At 70.0% G+C, this 19069-nt stretch carries 17 protein-coding genes and 1 pseudogene; 7 read left to right on the top strand and 11 right to left on the bottom strand.

The window, feature by feature from the left end:
- Positions 1-119 precede the first annotated feature (119 nt).
- Both DN771_RS02925 and DN771_RS02920 read left to right on the top strand, forming a co-directional pair.
- Positions 120-1439, top strand: a complete 1320-nt coding sequence (locus DN771_RS02925; RefSeq protein ID WP_116995846.1) for an FAD-dependent oxidoreductase — start codon at positions 120-122, stop codon at positions 1437-1439.
- On the top strand, positions 1414-2646 hold the full coding sequence (locus DN771_RS02920; protein WP_116995845.1) for an MFS transporter: 1233 nt from the start codon (positions 1414-1416) through the stop codon (positions 2644-2646). The genes DN771_RS02925 and DN771_RS02920 overlap by 26 nt, the downstream gene beginning before the upstream one ends.
- Before the next feature lie 463 nt (positions 2647-3109).
- Here DN771_RS02920 and DN771_RS02915 read toward each other — a convergent pair whose 3' ends face one another.
- Both DN771_RS02915 and DN771_RS02910 read right to left on the bottom strand, forming a co-directional pair.
- Positions 3110-3688 carry a CGNR zinc finger domain-containing protein gene (locus tag DN771_RS02915; RefSeq protein WP_162941466.1) on the bottom strand — a complete coding sequence of 193 codons (579 nt, stop codon included), beginning with the start codon at positions 3686-3688 and terminating at the stop codon, positions 3110-3112.
- A gap of 689 nt (positions 3689-4377) precedes the next feature.
- Complete coding sequence (locus tag DN771_RS02910; RefSeq protein WP_116995843.1) at positions 4378-5088, bottom strand: helix-turn-helix transcriptional regulator; 711 nt, start codon at positions 5086-5088, stop codon at positions 4378-4380.
- Between the two features lie 85 nt (positions 5089-5173).
- Between DN771_RS02910 and DN771_RS02905 the strand changes: the two genes are divergently transcribed.
- From DN771_RS02905 to DN771_RS02895, 3 genes are all read left to right on the top strand, one after another.
- Entirely contained in the window at positions 5174-5632 is a 459-nt protein-coding gene (locus DN771_RS02905; RefSeq protein ID WP_116995842.1) for a hypothetical protein, read from the top strand.
- Positions 5633-5804: 172 nt separating this feature from the next.
- Positions 5805-7022 (top strand): NAD(P)/FAD-dependent oxidoreductase, encoded by a 1218-nt coding sequence (locus DN771_RS02900; RefSeq protein ID WP_116995841.1) that lies wholly within the window; start codon positions 5805-5807, stop codon positions 7020-7022.
- Between the two features lie 152 nt (positions 7023-7174).
- A complete protein-coding gene (locus DN771_RS02895; RefSeq protein WP_116995840.1) occupies positions 7175-8596 on the top strand; it encodes an NADH-ubiquinone oxidoreductase-F iron-sulfur binding region domain-containing protein in 1422 nt (473 codons plus the stop codon).
- A 108-nt stretch (positions 8597-8704) separates the two neighbouring features.
- On the opposite strand, the gene DN771_RS02890 is transcribed toward DN771_RS02895, so the two are convergent.
- Both DN771_RS02890 and DN771_RS02885 read right to left on the bottom strand, forming a co-directional pair.
- Positions 8705-11527 (bottom strand): cation-translocating P-type ATPase, encoded by a 2823-nt coding sequence (locus DN771_RS02890; protein WP_116995839.1) that lies wholly within the window; start codon positions 11525-11527, stop codon positions 8705-8707.
- A gap of 269 nt (positions 11528-11796) precedes the next feature.
- Positions 11797-12249 carry a MarR family winged helix-turn-helix transcriptional regulator gene (locus DN771_RS02885; RefSeq protein ID WP_116995838.1) on the bottom strand — a complete coding sequence of 151 codons (453 nt, stop codon included), beginning with the start codon at positions 12247-12249 and terminating at the stop codon, positions 11797-11799.
- A gap of 63 nt (positions 12250-12312) precedes the next feature.
- Here DN771_RS02885 and DN771_RS02880 point away from each other — a divergent pair, with 63 nt between their 5' ends.
- Positions 12313-13131: an NAD-dependent epimerase/dehydratase family protein gene (locus DN771_RS02880; RefSeq protein WP_116995837.1), complete on the top strand. Its 819-nt coding sequence runs from the start codon at positions 12313-12315 to the stop codon at positions 13129-13131.
- A 53-nt stretch (positions 13132-13184) separates the two neighbouring features.
- Here the strand turns inward: DN771_RS02880 and DN771_RS30820 are convergent.
- The 5 genes and pseudogenes from DN771_RS30820 to DN771_RS02855 all read right to left on the bottom strand — a co-directional run.
- Positions 13185-13355 (bottom strand): annotated as a pseudogene (locus DN771_RS30820) (SRPBCC domain-containing protein); the annotation flags it as partial.
- A 53-nt stretch (positions 13356-13408) separates the two neighbouring features.
- Positions 13409-13765 carry a hypothetical protein gene (locus DN771_RS02870; RefSeq protein ID WP_193615344.1) on the bottom strand — a complete coding sequence of 119 codons (357 nt, stop codon included), beginning with the start codon at positions 13763-13765 and terminating at the stop codon, positions 13409-13411.
- On the bottom strand, positions 13762-14229 hold the full coding sequence (locus DN771_RS02865; RefSeq protein ID WP_116995835.1) for an SRPBCC family protein: 468 nt from the start codon (positions 14227-14229) through the stop codon (positions 13762-13764). The genes DN771_RS02870 and DN771_RS02865 overlap by 4 nt, the downstream gene beginning before the upstream one ends.
- Positions 14226-14567 (bottom strand): ArsR/SmtB family transcription factor, encoded by a 342-nt coding sequence (locus DN771_RS02860; protein ID WP_116995834.1) that lies wholly within the window; start codon positions 14565-14567, stop codon positions 14226-14228. The genes DN771_RS02865 and DN771_RS02860 overlap by 4 nt, the downstream gene beginning before the upstream one ends.
- A complete protein-coding gene (locus tag DN771_RS02855) occupies positions 14564-15130 on the bottom strand; it encodes a TIGR03086 family metal-binding protein (RefSeq protein ID WP_205528387.1) in 567 nt (188 codons plus the stop codon). The genes DN771_RS02860 and DN771_RS02855 overlap by 4 nt, the downstream gene beginning before the upstream one ends.
- Before the next feature lie 136 nt (positions 15131-15266).
- Between DN771_RS02855 and DN771_RS02850 the strand changes: the two genes are divergently transcribed.
- Positions 15267-15506: a maleylpyruvate isomerase N-terminal domain-containing protein gene (locus DN771_RS02850; RefSeq protein WP_162941464.1), complete on the top strand. Its 240-nt coding sequence runs from the start codon at positions 15267-15269 to the stop codon at positions 15504-15506.
- 118 nt (positions 15507-15624) lie between these two features.
- Here the strand turns inward: DN771_RS02850 and DN771_RS30815 are convergent, their stop codons facing one another.
- The gene (locus tag DN771_RS30815) at positions 15625-16068 is read right to left on the bottom strand and encodes an isocitrate lyase/phosphoenolpyruvate mutase family protein (protein WP_116995832.1); all 444 of its coding nucleotides are present in this window, start codon (positions 16066-16068) and stop codon (positions 15625-15627) included.
- 206 nt (positions 16069-16274) lie between these two features.
- Positions 16275-19040 (bottom strand): helix-turn-helix transcriptional regulator, encoded by a 2766-nt coding sequence (locus DN771_RS02840; RefSeq protein WP_116995831.1) that lies wholly within the window; start codon positions 19038-19040, stop codon positions 16275-16277.
- Positions 19041-19069: the final 29 nt, after the last annotated feature.

Below are 19069 nucleotides of genomic sequence, written 5' to 3'. Positions count from 1 at the left end.
CCATGGTCCTGCAGACGCTCGCCGACCAGCGACGGACGCAACGTTTCCCGAAAAGCATCCCACCCGCGCACGGTGCGTCTCAACTGACACCAATCGAACCCCTTCAAGGAGACGCATTCATGAATCCCACCAGCCTTCCCGTTGCGGTGATCGGAGCCGGACCGGTCGGCCTCGCCGCCGCCGCCCACCTCCACGAACGCGGCATCCCGTTCGTGGTGTTCGAAGTCGGCGACGACGTCGCCACCAGCATTCGCGAGTGGGCGCACGTGCAGCTGTTCTCGCCATGGAGCTACAACATCGACCCCGCCGCCCGGCGCCTGCTCGAGGCCGACGGCTGGTCTGCGCCGGACGACGATGAGCACCCCAGCGGCGGCGAGTTGATCGAGCACTACCTCGTGCCCCTGGCACTGCTGCCAGCAATCGGTGGTGCCCTGCGGACCAACCGTCTGGTCACCGGCATCACTCGTGTCGGCACCGACAAGGTCACCAACTCAGAGCGCAGCGAGACACCGTTCTCGGTCACGACCGAGGGCCCGTTCGGGCCCGAACGGACCCTCGCCCGAGCCGTGATCGACGCCACCGGCACGTGGTTGACGCCGAATCCTGTCGGCGCGGATGGCCGGCCGGCGATCGGAGAGCGTCACGCCGGAGACCTGATCGAGGCCGGCATCCCCGATGTGCTCGGCCGTGATCGGCGTCGCTACGCGAAGCGTCGCGTCGCGGTCGTCGGCTCCGGTCATTCCGCCCAGAACGCGGTACGTGACCTCGCCGCGCTGGCCGACCGCGCTCTCGGGACCGAGGTCACGTGGATCGTTCGCCGGTCCGACCCGGGGCAGATGTTCGGCGGCAAGGCGAACGATCAGCTGCCCGAACGCGGCAGGTTGGGCGCGGACGCCCAACACGTCGTCGACAATGGCGTCGTGCAACTCGTCACCGGGTTCCGGACCGATCGCATCACACACGGCCCCGATGGGGCGACCCTCGTCGCCGTCGACGGCCGCGAGGCCGGGCCGTTCGACAGGATCGTCAACGCCACCGGGTTCCGCCCGGACCTGGAGATGTTGTCGGAGTTGCGTGTCGACGTCGACCCGGTGCTGCAGAGCGCCCGCGCTCTGGCACCGATGATCGACCCCAACGTGCACTCCTGCGGGTCGGTCCCGCCACATGGCGCAGCCGAGCTTGCCCATCCAGAACCCGGCCTGTTCATCGTCGGCGCCAAGAGCTACGGGCGGGCACCGACGTTCCTGCTCGCCACCGGCTACGAGCAAGTCCGATCCGTCGTCGCCGAACTCGCCGGCGACCGCGCCGCCGCCGATGACGTGCAGCTGATCCTGCCCGAGACCGGTGTCTGCTCACTCGATCGCACGCCACCGGGTGCGACCACCGTCGAGCGCTCCTTGATCACGGTCCCGGATGCGGCCGGCGCCTGCTGCAACTGACAGCACCATCGGGTGGGGATCGTCGGCGCTGCGCCGGGCGACCCTCACGCTGGCGATCTCGCAGCTCGTGTCGTGGGGTGTGCTCTTCTACGGATTCGCCGTCGCCGCACCCGCGATCACTGACGACACCGGATGGTCCGACGGTGTCGTCTCCGGTGCGTTCGCGCTCGGCCTGCTGATCGCCGGTGTGGGGGCGCCACCGATCGCACGCGCGCTCGCCCGTTTCGACCCGCGGCTGGTCCTCACCACCGGTTCGATCGTCGGCATGCTCGGGGTGCTCACGTTCGCCACAGCACCGAACCCAGTGGTGCTGTACCTGGCGTGGATCGTGATCGGTGGAGCGATGGCCGCCACGCTCTACGAGCCGGCGATGGCCGTGCTCGTCGCCCTCGACCCCGCTCGACGTCACCGCACACTCGCCGTCGTCACCGTTGCCGGCGGACTCGCCAGCACTGTGTTCGCTCCCCTCGCCGGCTGGCTCGTCGCCGCGCTCGGCTGGCGTCACGCGCTTGCCGTGCTCGGCGTCGGCGGCGGCGTTGTGACCGCTGTGCTGCACGCAGTCGTGCTCCCGTCGGCCCACGCCCACCGAACCGAGACTCAGGTCGCACACGTCCCGGCGCCACCCGTCGACAAGCCACTCAGACTGATGCGCAGCGCAGTGCTGTTCGAGCAGGCCGCCATGATCGCCACCACCGCCTACCTGATCTCGATGCTCGTCGACCGGGGCGTCGAGATCGGCGTCGCGTCGGCCGCGCTGGGTGTGATGGGCCTCGGCAAGGTCGCCGGCCGTCTCCTGCTCCTTGGTCCGATCGGACGACGGTCGTTGACCACTCTCGCCACCATGTGCACGGTGGCCCAGCTCGTCGGCCTCGCACTACCGCTCGCCGTCACCGGCACGGGGATGTTGGTGGCGACCATGTTCGTCGTGGGGGCGGCGTCCGGGGCAACGACGGTGCTGCGGCCTCTGATCGTGGTGGAACTCGTCGGTGCCGCCCCGTTCGCCGCCACCAACGCTCGCCTCCAACGCGCCTCCACCGTCGCACGTGCGGCGGCACCGCTCGCCCTCGGCGTGGCGGCCACGGGGCTCGGCTGGCCCGCCGCGTGGGTCGGTTGCCTGACCGCCTTCGCTGTCGCCGGCGAGCGTTACGTCGCCCTCGGACGATCCGTCGGCACGACGGAACATTCTCGGCCGGTCGGCAAACGGTGATCGTGCCGCTCGTCGCGCTGACCACCAACGAGGTCGGCGACGGCGTTCACAGCGCCATCGTCAAGGCCATCAAGCCGGCGTAGGCATCGACCGAACGCGCACCTCACCCAGAGCATCTGGAAGGCGCGCTGGCCCTGACCATATCGATCGCGGCCAGGGACCGTGCGGTGCGTGCCGCGTCGGCGTAGTGGTCGCGCACCTCGAGGTAGATGCGTTCGGGTGTCGTGCTCATCGTGTGCTCCGCTCAGCAATCGGTGTGCAGGTCATGGTCCCACGGCGGGTCGGTCGGGGTGCGGCCCATGACGAGCTCGGCGGCACTCGGGAAGCAGACCAGGCAACGGGTAGCCACCGTCACAGCGGGACAGTCGCGCTGTACTGAGCCGCCCACGTTCAGCGTTCGAGCAGAGCTGGCGCGCACGACGTCCAGCGGTCGAAGCTGTGATCGAGCAGCGATCCGATCCTGTCATCGGGCCTGCGCTCGCTTGGTGACATACCGGCGGATCTTCTCCTGCTTGCCGCAGTCGTCCATCGAACACCATCGTCGGCTGCGATTCTTCGTGGCGTCGATGAACACGAACCCGCATGCGGGGCAGGCCTTGATCCGGTCGATGGATCCTCCTCGCAGCAGATCGACAGACTGCACCGCAATCTCCCAGACGAGGATGGCCGGACTCCCGGGCGCCCATCGCCAAGAGAGGACACCGCCGCTGATCGACATCGTGGCACTGCCGAGTGCCCTCGCGTACATCGCCTGCACCGTGGCGAGGTCACGCTCCTTCGGTGTCTCGCCGGCAGCGATTGCCCGCATCGACGCCCGCAACGCCTCGCGGAGCGACAGTGCGTCGGCGAGTACGTCATCAGCGCCCCCAGTCGGCACGGTGGAGACTGCGCCGGGGACGGCGGCGTACACGCACCAGGCCACGAACTCGTCGGCGCTGCGCAGCACGTCCTCGGAACGATCGTGCTCGGAGACGATGTCGGTGTTGACGAAGTCGAGCGCGAGATGTCCGCCGACAAGGCGACCCCAGCGTTCGGATTCCACCGAACCGAGCATAGCTTGAAACACCAAGTGTTTCCGGCTATCATCGTTTTGTTAGAAACACCAGGAGGGATCAGATGGATCAGCAAGGACTACTCGCGGCGGCGCTGACGGCGAGCCGAACGGACCGAGTCCCGTTCGCGGACTCCGTTGCCTTCAGCGCCCTTCCGTCGTCGCCGGCGAGCAATCCGCGTTCTCGACGCCGGCCGAGGTTGCGGACAGCCCTTCTCCGGCTTCGGCCTCGCGGCGCGCCGAGCGATTGACGAAGCGGCGCATCGACCGCGGGGCGAGCGAGCCCGCTCCAGGTGTCTCCCGTGAGGTGGGGGTTTGGGGCGAGTCGGGCCCCTGCCGAGAAGTCGGAGAGGGCCTCCGACCGTTGCGAGCGAACCTTCAGAGAGGTGTGAGCGTCAGGCGCAGCCACGCCGGAGACGATCGGCGCGCTGCCCGACAAGCGCGCCGCGCGCTGCGCGCTGCGCCGCCACTTCGAGATCGACGCGGCCCACATCACCGTCGCAGTCCTCCACGCGCTGGCCCGGACGGGCCGGCTCGACCCGGTCGCAGTGGCGGACGCGATCAACCGCTACGGCATCGATCCCGACGCGGTCGACCCGCGCCTCGCGTGACGACGCTCTCGGAGGCGTCTTCGATCGTGTGCGTCCGAACGCGTGAGCGACGGCCGGGTGGCCGCCGTTTCACGCCGCCTTGATGCGCACGCAGCAATAGCCGGACTCGGGCGCGAGTCGGGCGTCGAGCCCGTCGGCCGGTCCGATCCCTTCGAGCAGCCCGGCGAGGAAGTCGAGGTTCATACCGCACACGAGGCTGCGGTGCTCCTCGGCGAGGCGATGGAAGGGACAGTTCACCAGCGAGATCTCCCCCCGCTGGCCCACCATCGGCTCGTAGCCGTGGCGGACGAGGAGGTCGAACACCGCCTGCAGTCGCGCCTCACGTGTCGCGAGACCGCCCGTCGCCTCCACGGCCTGCTCGCTGATGACGCGGCCAGCGGTGCGTGCGCTGGCGCTGAGGCACTCGGCGACCGGGGCGCCCGTGCGCTCGGCCCCGGCGATGGCGGTGGCGAGCAGCGAGCCGGCGAGGTCGTAGCGGCGTTCGGGCACCGACGCCGACACCTCGCTGGTCCCTCGCCGATAGAGCTTGGCCGGTCGCCCTGCGCCCGGGCCGGTGCGCCCGGTGGTGCGCTCGAAGGTGACGTCGACCACGCCCGCCTCCACCAGCTTGTCGAGGTGGAAGGCCGCGACCGAGCGCGGGACGCCGAGCGCGTCGGAGGCCTCGTCGCGGGTCACCCAACCGCCGCGCTCCGACAACAGCCGGTACGCGCGGCGCCGCAGCGGCTGGTCGAGAGCGGCGATGCCGCTGATGCGCCGCTCGAGGTCCTCTGCCGGTTCCATGCCGCACATCCTAAAACACAATCTTCTTGACGAAACACCCGATGCGTTGTACCGTCAAAATTAGTTACTTATAGAGGAGGTTTCGATGTCCACCATCACCACCGACCGAACCACGACCCTCGGTACCGCCGAGCGCCGCTTCGGCTCCGCCGTCCAGCTCCGCGACCCTGCCTTCCAGGCGTTCATGTTGTTGCGCATCGGGTTCACCGTCGCCCCGATCCTGTTCGGGATCGACAAGTTCCTCGACTGGTTCGTCGACTGGCGCATCTACCTGGCACCGGAGATCGACGACCTCGTGCCGGGGAACGCGCACCAGGCACTGCTCGTCGTCGGGATCATCGAGATCGCCGCCGGTCTCATCGTCGCCGTCCGCCCCAAGATCGGCGGGTACGTCGTGGCCGCATGGCTGGCCGGCATCATCACCAACCTGCTGTTGCAGGCCGACTTCTACGACGTCGCCCTGCGGGACTTCGGCCTCCTGCTCGCAGCCCTGACCCTGGCCCGCCTGGCGACCGCGTTCGACCGTCGTCCCGCTCGAGACTGACGCGCTCCGGCGATCCGTGACGGCGCGCTGCTCGTCGAGCGCGCCCGAAACGTCACTGAACGCTGGCTCCAGGATGGCGGGCCCGGCCTGACGCACCAGGAGCGGTTCCTGTCGCTTCACCGCCACACCACCAACCCCAGCCGCCGCCCACCTGGAACAGGAGTGATCACCCATGACCAGCAGCCCGACGCTTGCAGTGATCGGGGCCGGCCTCGCCGGCGCCAAGGCAGCCGAGGCGGCACGCGAGGCCGGCTTCGACGGTCGCATCGTCCTCGTCGGCGACGAACCCGGCGCACCCTACGAGCGCCCGCCGCTGTCCAAGGCGGTGCTGCGCGGCGAGAAGGACCCTGACACCGCGCACGTCCATCCCGTCGGCTTCTACGCCGCCCACGACATCGAACTGATCAACGACCACGCCGAGCACCTCGACCTCGGCGTTCGCCGCGTCGAGTTGGCCGGCGGCGCGGGCATCGACTTCGACACCGCGGTCCTCGCCACCGGCGCGGCCCCACGGCGGCTCCCGCTTCCCGGCGCCGACCTCGACGGCGTCCACTACCTCCGAACCATCGCCGACGCTGCCCGACTGCGCGACGCCATCCGGGGCGCCAGCCGCGTCGCGGTGATCGGAGGCGGCTGGATCGGCTCCGAGGTGGCGGCGTCCGCCCGCCAGATGGGCGCACGCGTCGTCCTCGTGGACCCTGCGCCGGTGCCGCTGCAGCGGGTGCTCGGCGATCGGATCGGTGGGGTCTTCCGCGACCTGCACGCCGAACACGGCGTCGACCTGCGCCTCGGCGTCGGCGTCGCACAGCTGCGGGGAACCGAGACCGTCGAGGCAGTCGTCCTCGCCGACGGCCGAGTCGAGGTCGCCGACGTCGTCGTCGTCGGCGTTGGCGTCACCCCCCGCACCGAGCTCGCCGAGGCGGCCGGGTTGCGGGTCGACAACGGCATCCTCGCCGACGAGCACCTCGAGACGAGCGTCGCGGGCGTCTATGCCGCGGGTGACGCCGCCAACGCATGGCACCCGCACTACGGCCGGAACCTGCGCGTCGAGCACTGGGCCAACGCCCTCAACCAAGGCATCACCGCCGGGCGCAACGCCGCGGGCAACCGAGACATCTACGCGCGCCTGCCGTACTTCTTCTCCGACCAGTACGACCTCGGCATGGAGTACGTCGGCTACGGCGACGCGGGCGACCATGTCACGGTTCGTGGCGACCTCGCCACCCGCGAGTTCGTCGCCTTCTGGCACCGCGACGGCGTGGTGACCGCAGCGATGAACGTGAACACGTGGGACGTGGTCGACGACCTCAGGGCCATCGTCGCGGCCCGTGCGCCAACCGACCCGACCCGCCTCGCCGACCGCGACGTCCCGCTCGGCGAGCTCCGATGACCAACCGGCATCGCCGCACACGATCAGCTCGACGGTCGACGTCCACCCATCACCTTATTTGTTCTAGTCTTGAACAGAACTATATGTGAGGTAGTGTCGCTGTGAGCGGCATCGCGGTGCGTCCGTGACGAGCGCTCACGGGAGGATCCCACATGACGACGTTCCTGTTGCCGAACGACCCGATCACGTCGATCGACATGTACTTGGCGAACGGCATCGGCGGGTCGGGGATCCGTCGCGCTCACGAGCTGGGTCCGAGCGCCACGATCGATCTGGTGTCGCAGGCCGGGTTGCGGGGTCGCGGAGGCGGCGGATTTCCCACCGGTCAGAAGTGGGCCGGCGTGGCAGCTCAGACAGGCGGCCGGCGATATCTGGTGTGCAACGGGGCCGAAGGAGAGCCCGGCACGTTCAAGGACCGAGCGTTGTTGCGTGCGAACCCGTATCAGCTGGTCGAGGGGGTGGCGATCGCCGGGTTCGCGATCGGCGCGGCGGAGGCGTTCGTGTGCCTGAAGGCGAGCTTCCGCCGTGAGATCGAGGCGGTCACACGTGCGGTGCAGGAGTTCCAGCAGGCGGGGCTGTGCGGTGACTGCACGGTCACGATCGTGGCCGGGCCGGACGAGTATCTGTTCGGTGAGGAGAAGGCGATGCTGGAGGTGATCGAGGGCAACGAGCCGCTGCCTCGATGGCTTCCGCCGTACCTGCACGGGCTGTTCGCGACGGCTCCTCAGCTGGGGTGGCAGTCTCACGACCGGATCGACCCGACCGATGGCACGGCGGGCTCGAACCCGACACTGGTGAACAACGTCGAGACGCTGTCGAACGTTCCGCACATCGTGGCGCGCGGCGCCGAGTGGTTCCGCTCGATGGGCACCGTCGAGTCGCCCGGCACGATCGTGACGACGGTCGTCGGTGACGTGGTCGCCCCCGATGTCGGCGAGGTCGAGATGGGTACGCCCCTGCGGGACGTGATCGACGTCGTCGGGTCCGGGCTGGTTGCGGGGCGGTCGGTCAAGGCGGTGTTCTCCGGCGTCGCCAACGCCGTCGTGACCGCGGCCGACCTCGATGTGCCGGTCAGCTACGAGGGGCTCCAGGCCATCGGGAGCGGCATCGGCTCGGCAGGGTTCATCGTGTACGACGACACGACCTGCATGGCCGATGCCGCCTACCGCTTCTCGCGGTTCTTGTCGATCGAGTCGTGCGGGCAGTGCCCACCGTGCAAACTTGGCTCGAGCGCGATCACCGGGCACCTCGAGCGCATCGAGACCGGCGCCGGCACCTCGAGCGACCTCGATGCGATCACCGGTTGGTTGGACCACGTCACCGACGGGAGCCGCTGCTTCCTCGCGACCGAGGAACAGATCGTCGTGTCGAGCGTCCTACGAGCGTTCCCGGAGGAGTTCGCCGAGCATCTCGCGCTCGGCCGGTGTCCACGCCCACGGCGCCTGCCGATTCCCAAGCTGATCGACCTCGACGGAGGCCGCGCGGTCTACGACGAGTCCTTCTGGCGCAAGCAGCCGGACTGGACCTACGCTCCGGACGCGGGGGTGGACGACGGAACCGAACCCCGAACGTGACAGCGGCGCAGCCGTCGGGGGCCGTCGACGAGCGCGCTGCGGACCAGGCGCGCGCGCTGGGTGACCCGGCACGAGCTTCCGCGACATCGCCGACGAGCGGCCGCCGAGCTAGCGCGAGTCAGGTCGTGAGCCTCGGCGCCGCCGGCTGGCGAGCTTGCGGAGTTCGTCGGCCCACAAGACGGTGCTGGCCATGGCGGCGCACAGCAGCCAATCGGCGGCGCCGATGCGGGCCGTGTCGAAGGCGTCGTTGAGCAACGGGATGTAGACGACCGCGACCTGCAGCGCCAGCGACAGGCCGATCGCGGCCCACAGGTAGCGGTTCGTGAAGAGGTGGTGGAACGCGCTCGTGCGGTCGGACCTGGCGTTGAAGCAGTTGAACAGCTGGGCGAGCACGAGCGTGGTGAAGGCCAGGGTGCGGGCTTCGGTCAGCGTCCCGCCGCCGTTCACGAACCCACCGGGAAGGCGCATGTCGAGCACGAGCAGTGTCGCCGCGGCCATGACGGCGCCGACGAACACGACACCGAGAGTCATCTCCCGGTCGATGACGCGGTCGGTGAGGCGCCGCGGCGGCCGGGCCATCACGTCGTCGGGTGGCGGGTCGAGGCCCATGGCGAGCGCAGGGGCGGCGTCCGTGAGCAGGTTGATCCACAGGATCTGGGTGGCGAGGAGAGGCACCGCGACGGCGCCGCCGAACTGGTCGAGGCCGATGGCGCCGGCGAGCAGCACCCCGAGGAGCATGGTCAGGACCTCGCCCGCGTTGGAGGACAGCAGGTAGCGGAGGAACGTGCGGATGTTGGCGAAGATCCCACGGCCCTCGCGCACGGCGGCGACGATCGTGGCGAAGTTGTCGTCGGCGAGGATCATGTTCGCCGCTTCCTTGGTGACATCGGTCCCGGTCAGCCCCATGGCCACCCCGATGTCGGCGGTCTTGAGCGCCGGGGCGTCGTTCACGCCGTCGCCCGTCATGGCGACGATGTTCCCGTTTGCCTGGAGAGCGGCGACGATGCGCAGCTTGTGCTCCGGCGCGACGCGCGCGTAGACGTCGGACCGATCGACGGCGTCGCGGAGACCCTCGTCGTCGAGGCGCTCGAGCTCGATGCCGGTGACGGCCTGCGTCCCAGTCGGCGCGATGCCGAGGTCGCCGGCGATGCGGGCCGCCGTGAGGGGATGGTCACCGGTGATGAGCAGCACCCGGATGCCGGCGGCGTGCGCCTCGGAGATCGCCGTGCTGGCCTCCGGGCGCGGCGGGTCGATGATCCCGACGACGCCGGCGAAGATCAGGTCCCGCTCGAGTTGCTCTCCCACCGCGTCACGGTCGGCCTCCGCGAGGGGCCGGTGGGCGACTGCGAGCGTGCGAAACGCCTGGCGGGCGAGGTCGTCGACGGTCGCCAGGATCTCGACGCGTCGAACGTCGTCGAGCGGCTGCTCGCCGGCGCCGACCCGTTCGTGGGTGCAGCGGGCGAGCAGCACGTCAGGCGCGCCCTTGGTGATGACGCGGACGAGGCCGGCGAAGTCGCGGTCGGATTCGACGGTCGTCATGAGCTTCCGTTCGGAGGTGAACGGCACCTCCCCGACCCGCTCGAACCGGCCGCTGCGGGCCTGCGCGAACCCGGCCTTGTGTTCGGCGACGACGAACGCCGCCTCAGTCGGATCGCCGATCGCGACCCAGGTGCCGTCGACCTCGCGGATCGACGCGTCGCCGGCCAGCGCGCCGCCGGTGAGCACGACCCGTACCTCGTCGGCGAGCGGGCCGAGCTCGAGCGGCCACCCGTCGACGAGGAGCTGACCCTCGGGCGTGTAGCCGCTTCCGGTCAGGGTGACGGCGCCGGAGCAGGTGATGATCCGCTCGATCGTCATCTCGTTGCGGGTCAGCGTGCCGGTCTTGTCCGAGCAGATGACCGACGCCGAGCCGAGCGTCTCGACCGACGACAGTCGCGTGACGATCGCGTTGTGGCGGGCCATGCGCTGAACGCCGAGGGCGAGCACCACCGACAGCACCGCGGGCAGTCCTTCGGGCACGGCCGCCACCGCCAGGGACACCCCGACCAGCAGGACGTCGACCACGTCGGAGGCGCGGCGGATGTCGGAGGTGAGCAGGATGACGGCGACGACCACGGCGGCGATGATCAAGACGCTGACGCCGAGGAGCCGACCTACGCGGGCGATCTCGCGCTGCAGCGGCGTCGGGGCGTCCTCGGCGGCCTCGAGCAGGCCGGCGATGCGACCCATCTCGGTCGCCATCCCGGTGGCCGTGACGAGCGCCCGGCCCCGGCCCCGGGTGACCGCGGTGCCGCTGAACACCATGTTGACCCGGTCACCCAGGGCGACCTCGCCCGCCAAGGTCGCGACGTCCTTCAGGACGGGCTCGCTCTCCCCGGTGAGCGCCGACTCGGCGACGGTCAGCGCCGCAGCCTCGACCAGGCGGGCGTCCGCGCTGACTGCGTCGCCCTCGGCGAGCAGCAGCACGTCCCCCGAGACCACCTCAGCGGCGGGCACACGGCGGACGGTGCCGTCGCGCACGACGGCGGAGGTTGCCGCGGCCATGCGCTGGAGGGCGGCGACCGCCTGCTCGGCCCGCGCCTCCTGCACGTAGCCGAGCACCGCGTTGGCCGCGAGGATCACGGCGACGACCAGAGCCTCGAACGGCACGCCGCGCGCCCCGTCGATCACCCACGTCACCAGAGAGATCGCCACTGCGGCGAGGAGCAGGAACACAAGCGGGTCGACGAACTGTGCTGCCAGCTTCCGCCACCACGGCGCAGGAGGCTTGGGGTCGAGGCGGTTGGGGCCTCCCCGGGCGAGCCGCTCTGCCGCTTCAGCGCTCGACAATCCTTGGGCCGAATCGGTTCCCAGCCCAGCCGCGAGCGTGGCTGGGTCGGCGAGCCACGGGGTCGGAGGACCCGGAGGATCGACGCCGGTACGTGTGGTCACCGTGACGGTCGTGGGAGATGCGCGCCGCGGCGCGGTGTGGGGTCGAGGCGCATCACCGGTGTTCTCCCGTCGGGGCGATCCTCAAAAGGGTACTCCCCGGGCCGACGGGCGTGCACGGGGGACGCGGCGCACGAAGGCGACGGTACCGGCAGGCTCGATCGCGAACGTTCGCAACGTCGTTGCGGGCATCGACGCCGACCTGGCCCGCACCGACATCAGCGGCCGGGTGACCACGCGCCAGGGACTGTCTTGTCAGGCCGTCGCGCTGATCAAGGGCTCTCGTGTTCATCTGCGGCGACGCGGGCGAGCAGTGCGCGCAGCTGCGTTCGCTCCGACTCGTCCAACGCTCGGAGTAGTCGACGCTCAGCCTTGTCGCTGGCGCGAACGGCCTTCTCGAGCGTCCGTCGGCCTGCGTCGGTGAGCGCAACGACGTTCCGGCGCCGATCGGCCGGATCGGCCTCACGTGCCACGAGACCCTTTGCTTCGAGTCCATCGAGCAAGGCGACCATGGTGGTGCGGTCGACCTGGAGCCGCTCGGCCGTCTGCTGTTGCGATTCTGGTTCCCGGGCCTGCAGCAGCAACAGCACCGAGAGCTCGCGGCCGTTGATCCCCAACGGGTCCAAGTGCTCGCGGTGGAGGTCCTCGAGATCGATGAGCGCGCGCTTCAGCAGGTACGCCAACCGCCGGCTGAGCCGTGGTCCGATGTCCGCCTCTCTTGTCACATCGCGGAAGTGTAGGGTTAGGCTGATCGTCAGTAGAACTGACGATCAGTTGAGAGGATCATCATGACAGCTGTATTGATCACCGGAGCCAGCGGACTCGTCGGATCGCGGGCATTGCCACGTCTGGCCGCATCCGGGTTCGACTGCCGCGCCCTCGTCCGCAGCGACCTCGACCTGCCGCCCGGCACCACCGCCGTACGAGGCGACCTCGCGGAACCCGGCTCGCTCCAGGTTGCCGCGGAAGGCGTCGACGCCGTCGTCCATCTCGCAGCCCTGTTCCGCACCGATGACCAGGACGCCATCTGGCGCGCCAACCTCGATGGCACCCGCAATCTCATCGACGCCGTCCGCACGCACTCACCGCGAGCCCGGTTCGTCATGGCCAGCACGGGGAACGTCTACGACGCCGACGCGGCACGGCCCGCGCGAGAGACCGACACCTGCTCACCGACACTCGCCTACCCGGCCAGCAAGATCGCCGCCGAGAGCCTGCTCCGAGACAGTGGCCTGACATGGAACATCCTGCGGTTGCCGTTCGTCTACGGAGACGGCGACGGCCACCTCGCCTCGATGGGCGCGCTCGCCGAACGGTTCGGCCTGCACCCCGCCCACACCTACTCCGTCGCCCACCACCGCGACGTCGCGGCCGTCATCCAACTCGCCCTGACCGGCGCCATGGACGGAAGGATCGTCAACGTCACCGACGACGCACCCGTCACCGTCTACGAGATGGCCGAGCTCGGCGGGCACCCCGTCCCGGTCAGCGCCGAGCCCCTCACGAATCCGTGGTCAGGACGCATGGACGGCACGCTCCTGCGCGAGTTCGGCTTCCGGCCAACCGTGCAAACCATCCAGGCGGCAGCCCACGATGGGATCCTCTGAGTCCTTCGACAAGAGGACGACCGGCGACCGGACAACCGTGCGATGACCTCGCGGTACTCGCCGGCGAACCACATCTGCATCGGCCCGTTCGGGGTGCGGATCTCCATGCACACGTGGCGTGATCCGCCGACGCGAACCTCCATCGTCACGGACGGCATGGTGACGCCTTCGGGGCCGCACCACGCCTTGAAATGCTCGGGATCCGTCCGCAGCTGCCAGACCACCGCCACCGGTGCCTCGAGGATCCGTTCGATCCTCAGGTCGCGCTCTGCACGCCTCACCGGTGCTTCGTCGGCGATGGTTGCGAAGCGACGAAGGCGAGTGCCTCGTCGAGCAGCGCCGGCCAGCTCCGTCGCCGAGTACGGCCCACGGCCGCCCACTCCCGGAACCGCCGGCCCGCGGGGGCGAACGAGTGCGCCCGCCCGGATGCGACGAGTCGATCGACGCGGGCTTCGGGCAGCTTCACGAGCAGATCGCCGGCACGCCGGTCGAACGACGCGAAGAACCGGCCGTCGATGCGCAGGCACGGCAGGCCCATCATCGTGGAGCGCGACACCCCCGCCCGGGCGAGCATCGGTTCGGCGAGCGCCCAGAAGTCCGCCTCCTGTTCGCCGTCTGTCGACGCCGCCGTCACCTGGCGAGTTCCTCGGGGGTGGGAACACGACGGCCGGCCCACGGATCGGGGCCGACGAGCTCGCCTTCGGCGGCGCGGCGCAGCCGGTCGAGATAGTGGCCCCAGCCGCCCTCGTGGGCGTCGGCCGCGGCGTCGTCGAGGCCGCGGTGGACGAGCCGGAGGTGAGTGGACCCGTCCGGCTGGGCGGTGAGATCGATCTCGACCGTGGTCGATCCCGGTGGGATCTCCACCTCGGCACGCTCCCATCCGTAGGTGAACACGACCCGGTTCGGGCGGATGACCTCGACGTAGGCCCCCGAGCAAGTGTCGCCGTTGGCGTGGGTCCAGCGGACCACCCCGCCGGGAACCGGGTCCAAGGTCGCGTCCTCGGCCATCCACATCACGAACAGCTCCGGGTCGATCAGGAGCTCGAAGAGCTGATCGATCGGAGCGTGGACCACGAGCTCTTGGACAGCGAGCTTCATGCCCCCCGTCCCTTCGTCCGGCCCGTGCGATGTCGGGTCTCGGCCGTTTCCTTCAGCCGCTCCAGCGGCGTCGCCCAGAAGTCGTCGAGGAACCCGGCCACCTCGGCCACCTTGGCGAGGTCGGCGCGGTAGAGCCGCCGGGTGGCGTCGACCCGGACCTGCACGAGACCCGCCTCGCGCAGGAGCTTGAGGTGTTGGCTGGCGGCGGATTTCGACAACCCGGCGGCCTCGGCCAGGGCGGTGGCCGGCCGCTCGTCATCCCACACGAGGCGCAGCATCGCTCGCCGGCCCGGGTGGGCGAGTGCCCGGATCGCGTCTTCCAGGGCGGTCGCTGTCACGGCGTGCGCCCCATCGCCGCCAGCAGCCGGCTCTGTGGTGCGGCATCGGGCTCGATCGGGACGGCCGGTCCGATGATCCCAGCCTCTCGGCCCCGTTCAGGCATCTCGGGCAGGAACATCGCAATGCAGGCGTCCACCAATTCCGGGTCGAGGCGCTCGTCCTGCCCCGTGGCCCGGGCGAGGTCGACGGTGTGGATCAGGACGTCCATGAAGGTTCCAGCGACGGCCTGGCCGATGGTCCACTCGAACCCGAGCGGGGACATGCAGGTCCGATCCAGGGCCCCTGCCGCCGCCACGCCCCCGAGCACCGACGCGACACCCGACTCGAAGTCGGCCGCCGTCGTCGCCCGGCGTGGCGCTGGTTCCCGCCGCTCGAGCGCAGCCAGCAGATACTCGGTCCCACCGGTGAGGTGGTCGATCAGATCCTGCACGCTCCAGGCGGAGCAAGGTGTCGGGTCGGCGAGCTGAGCGGGTTTCACCCGGGTGGCGACCCCGACCGCGCGAGACGTTGCTCGCCGATAGAGATCGACGGGGTTCGGGCTGATCACCACATCATTCACCATGTCCTAAATTTAGGTGATGCTTGACAATCTGGCAACCGTGACGCCGTTCGCCGGGTACCGGTGACAGGTCGTTGCTGTCGGCGCGACGGCCGTATTGGTCGGCGAGCGCACGCGGCAGAGCGGTCACAATGGTTCGATGGCTTGGCCGGTCGAACCTCCTGCGGACGCGCTCGACTGCTTCAGCCGAGAGCGCGCGGCGCTGCTGGATCTCCTCCACGGCCTGGAGGCCGATGACTGGAGCCGCCCGTCAGCGTGCCCGGAATGGTCGGTGCTCGGCCTCACCACCCACGTCGTGGGTGATGATCTGAGCCTGCTCGCCCGGCACCGCGACGGGTATCTCGGCACCGTGCCACCGGTGGGCGCCCCGAACGCCTGACCGCGCGCACCACGCAGCTCGACGGCCTCCACCGCGACCACGCCCGGCGGGTGACCCGCTCGACCCGTCGGTGCTCACACCGGTTCGGCCTCCACACGATCCCGGAGGACAGTGTCGTTCACGTCCTGGCACAGCGCCTGACCGGGCACGATCGCATGACATGAACGACCGGCGTCACGCGGTCGCGCAGCCTGCCGGCGCGGTGATCCGTGTCTTCGAGGTTGCACCCGGCCGCGCCAGCCCGCCCGAGCGCGTCGACCAGCTCGGTCGGGCTCAGTCCGTAGCCGGCCTCTGCGTCCACGGTGACAGGGACGTCGACGCCGCGGACGATCCGGGCCGCAGCCGCCAGCATCTCGTCGCCGGGCGCGCGCTCGTCATCTTCGTACCCGAGTGAAGCTGCGACCCCCCAACTGGTCGTGCCGACCGCGGGGAACCCAACCGCGGCGACTGCGCGTGCGGTCGCGACATCCCATGCGTTGGGGAGCAACAGGGGCGCTCCCCGCCGGTGCAACGAGCGAAGTTGGTCGCATCGACCGCCCAAGTTCGAGTCCACGGTGCGCATGGTCGGAGCGTACGCGCCGGCACAGCCCGTGCCGGACGCACGACCTAGTGGTCTGTCGCCGGATTGGTAAGGGTGTCTCGCTTGCTGGACCTCGCCGCTGGCTGCGTTGCTCCTCCTCGAAAGACCGGGCGTATTCCTTCGTCCTCGCGCCTTGCCAGCGACGAGCCCAGCGGCGCGATCCACCTCACCAACTCGGCGACAGACCACTAGACGTAGCCCAGCGCCAGCTGGTGGGACGGGTCGTTCAACACCTCGCGCAGGCCCCGTCGGCTGTCCACGTCGAGCTTCCGGTAGACCTTGCTCAGGTGGTACTCGACGGTGCGCGGGCTCACGAAGAGCCGAGCACCGATCTCCGAGTTCGTGTATCCATCGCGCGCGAGCCGCGCCACCTGGAGCTCCTGCGGAGTCAACGCATGCCAGTTGTCGGCGGTGACCTGGCGCGCGGTCTCGCCAGTGGCGAGGAGTTCGCGGCGCGCCCGTTCGGCGAACGCGTCGGCACCCATGCGGCTGAAGCTCTCGTGTGCGGCGCGCAGTTCCTCGCGGGCATTCACCCGCCGGCCCTCGCGCCGGAGCCATTCGCCGTACACGAGCCGGCTGCGTGCCAGCTCGACGGTCGCGCGGCTCTGGGCGAGGTGCTCGATCGCCTCGCGGTAGGCATCCTCGTCATCGGTCAGCAATCCGCGGCAGCGCGACTCCACGCCGAGTGCCCACGCGGTGCCGCTCGCCTGAGTGCGCTCGCGGAGGCTGTCGAACGCGGCATCGGCAAGCTCGCGCTGTCCGCTGCGGACGCCGGCCTCCACCAGCTCGACGAGCGAGCCGTTGTACGCCATGACCTCCTCGAACTCGCAGCCCGCTTGCGCGGCCGCGACGGCCTCGTTGTACTCGCCGTAGCTGTTGTGCATGAGCGCTGCGAGCGCCCAATGCATACCGATCGCCGCGCCCTCACCACGATGGGCTGCGCCCTTCAACGGCCCCTCGACCAGCGCCTGAACGGCCGACCGATCACCCCGATTCGCCGACAGCTTGTATCTCGAGTAGTCGAGGGGCGGTAGCCCGATCGAGCGCGCGATCACACGGACCTCGTCGCTGAGGACGGCGGCCGCGGCGAACGCCCCCGAGTGCACGTTGAGCGCTGCCAGGTGGTTCAACGCGTTGGGGAGCAGGGCGAGGGCACCGGTGTCGCGTGCAACGCGCACCCCGAGCGTGGCGAGCTCGAACCACGATTCGTCGTCCCAGAGGTCCTGCGCGAGGCGACACGCCAGCCACAACCACTGATGGTCGTCCTCCCTGCCGTCGCTGTGCCGGAACGCCCGGAGCGCTCGAGAGAGGGGGGCCATGCCGGCGGCGTAGCCGTCGGTGAAGCGCGCGACGAGACCGCCGAGGAGGAGTTCGGCCGTGTTGAGATCGTTCGACTCGCCGACGACGTTCGACGCGGCCTCGGCGAGCTCGCGTTCTCCGGGACCGCGCCGGAACCGTCCGGTGAACATCGCCGACGAGATCCCCTCGAGGTACGTGTCCCGGGCGAGTGTCGCGTCGAGGGGCTCGAGGCGGCTGGCCGCCTCCAACAGCAGGGCAGGCGCGTCGCGCCCCCGTCGGGTGAGGAACGTCACCTGTGCCCGGAGCCGTTCCATCCGCGCCCGTTGGAGGTCGTCGAGCGGGCCGAGCTCGGCGGCGTCGAGCAGCGTCGTCGCCGACCGTGCGTCAGCGACCCTGAGTTTCGCCTGTGCTGCCGCCAATGACCGCTCGACTCGCTGGGCACGATCCGGTGTGAGCTCTGCGGCGCGCTGCAGGAACGCAGCTGCCGCGGCGAGCCCTCCACGGGACTGCGCACGGCCGGCGGACCGCTCCATCTCCTCGGCGACCGCCTCGTCGGGCGTCGCCGTGGCGTACGCCCGGTGCCAGGCTCGTCGGTCGGGGTCGAGGTGCGGGTCGGTGGCGTCGGCGAGGGCCTGTCGCACGCTGCGCCGGGTGGCCGGATCGAACGCGCGGTGCGCCGCCGAGCGAACGAGCGGGTGAGAGAAGCGCACACGGACGCCGAAATCGATCAAGCCGGCAGCTTCGGCCGGCAGGGCGGCGTCGTCACCGATTCCGATGCGTGCGGCGGCACGCCACAGGAGACCAACGTCGCCGAGCGGCTCGACCGCGGCGAGCAGGAGCAGGACCTGTGTCGGACGCGGGAGCGCCTCGATCCGCTCGACGAATCGCTGTTCGATACGGCTGGCGAGCGATCGCGAGTCGGGCAGGCCGAAGCCTCCCGCCAGCTCGGCCGGGGTCACCCCACGAGGCAACTCCATGAGCGCCAGTGGGTTGCCCCGCGCTTCGTCGAGGATGCGCGACTTGACGTGGTCATCGATCAGGCCGGGAACCATCGCGTCGAGCAGAAGCCGCGCGTCGTCGGAGGGGAGGCCTTCGACGACGAGATCTGGCAGCCCATCGAGAACGTGGGCAGCGCCGGTGTCGCGCAGGGCGAACAAGAGTCCCACCCGCTCCGCGAGCAGGCGACGCGCGACGAACGCGAGCGTCTCGGACGAGACGCTGTCGAGCCATTGTGCATCGTCGACGATGCACATGATCGGCTGCTCCTCGGCACTCTCGGCCAGCAGGCTGAGCACGGCGAGGCCCACGAGGAAACGGTCCGGGGGCGGGCCGCCGTCGAGCCCGAACGCCGTGCTCAGCGCCTTTCGCTGCGGCTCGGGTAGCCGCCCGAGCCGCCCGAGCAAGGGCGTGCAGAGCACCTGGAGGCCGGCGAACGCGAGCTCCATCTCGGACTCGACGCCGGTCGTCCAGATGATCGTGCACCCTGCTGCAACGTCCTGAACGAGCCGTAACAGGGACGTCTTTCCGGTCCCGGCCTCGCCGCGGAGCACCAACGCCTGACTCTGCCCCGCGCGGACGCTGGCAACGACCTGGGACATCACATCGCGTTCCCGCACGCGATCGAGCAACCCGAGCGAGGGCCGGTCATCGAACATGCCGGCCGGATTATCACCCGTGTGAGCCG

Origin of the sequence: Desertimonas flava (assembly GCF_003426815.1) — a bacterium.
Taxonomy (GTDB): domain Bacteria; phylum Actinomycetota; class Acidimicrobiia; order Acidimicrobiales; family Ilumatobacteraceae; genus Desertimonas; species Desertimonas flava.
The sequence above is the reverse complement of the archived record's forward strand: the minus strand, read 5'-3'. Positions and strand labels throughout refer to the sequence as shown.

What these genes read in the sequence shown, in the direction of transcription:
- DN771_RS02880 (WP_116995837.1), top strand. Translation starts at nt 12,313, where the DNA reads ATGACAGCTGTATTGATCACCGGAGCCAGCGGACTCGTCGGATCGCGG.
- DN771_RS30815 (WP_116995832.1), bottom strand. Translation starts at nt 16,068, where the DNA reads ATGCGCACCGTGGACTCGAACTTGGGCGGTCGATGCGACCAACTTCGC.
- DN771_RS02920 (WP_116995845.1), top strand. Translation starts at nt 1,414, where the DNA reads ATGCGGCCGGCGCCTGCTGCAACTGACAGCACCATCGGGTGGGGATCG.
- DN771_RS02900 (WP_116995841.1), top strand. Translation starts at nt 5,805, where the DNA reads ATGACCAGCAGCCCGACGCTTGCAGTGATCGGGGCCGGCCTCGCCGGC.
- DN771_RS02910 (WP_116995843.1), bottom strand. Translation starts at nt 5,088, where the DNA reads ATGGAACCGGCAGAGGACCTCGAGCGGCGCATCAGCGGCATCGCCGCT.
- DN771_RS02925 (WP_116995846.1), top strand. Translation starts at nt 120, where the DNA reads ATGAATCCCACCAGCCTTCCCGTTGCGGTGATCGGAGCCGGACCGGTC.
- DN771_RS02895 (WP_116995840.1), top strand. Translation starts at nt 7,175, where the DNA reads ATGACGACGTTCCTGTTGCCGAACGACCCGATCACGTCGATCGACATG.
- DN771_RS02905 (WP_116995842.1), top strand. Translation starts at nt 5,174, where the DNA reads ATGTCCACCATCACCACCGACCGAACCACGACCCTCGGTACCGCCGAG.
- DN771_RS02855 (WP_205528387.1), bottom strand. Translation starts at nt 15,130, where the DNA reads ATGGTGAATGATGTGGTGATCAGCCCGAACCCCGTCGATCTCTATCGG.
- DN771_RS02865 (WP_116995835.1), bottom strand. Translation starts at nt 14,229, where the DNA reads ATGAAGCTCGCTGTCCAAGAGCTCGTGGTCCACGCTCCGATCGATCAG.
- DN771_RS02850 (WP_162941464.1), top strand. Translation starts at nt 15,267, where the DNA reads ATGGCTTGGCCGGTCGAACCTCCTGCGGACGCGCTCGACTGCTTCAGC.
- DN771_RS02840 (WP_116995831.1), bottom strand. Translation starts at nt 19,040, where the DNA reads ATGTTCGATGACCGGCCCTCGCTCGGGTTGCTCGATCGCGTGCGGGAA.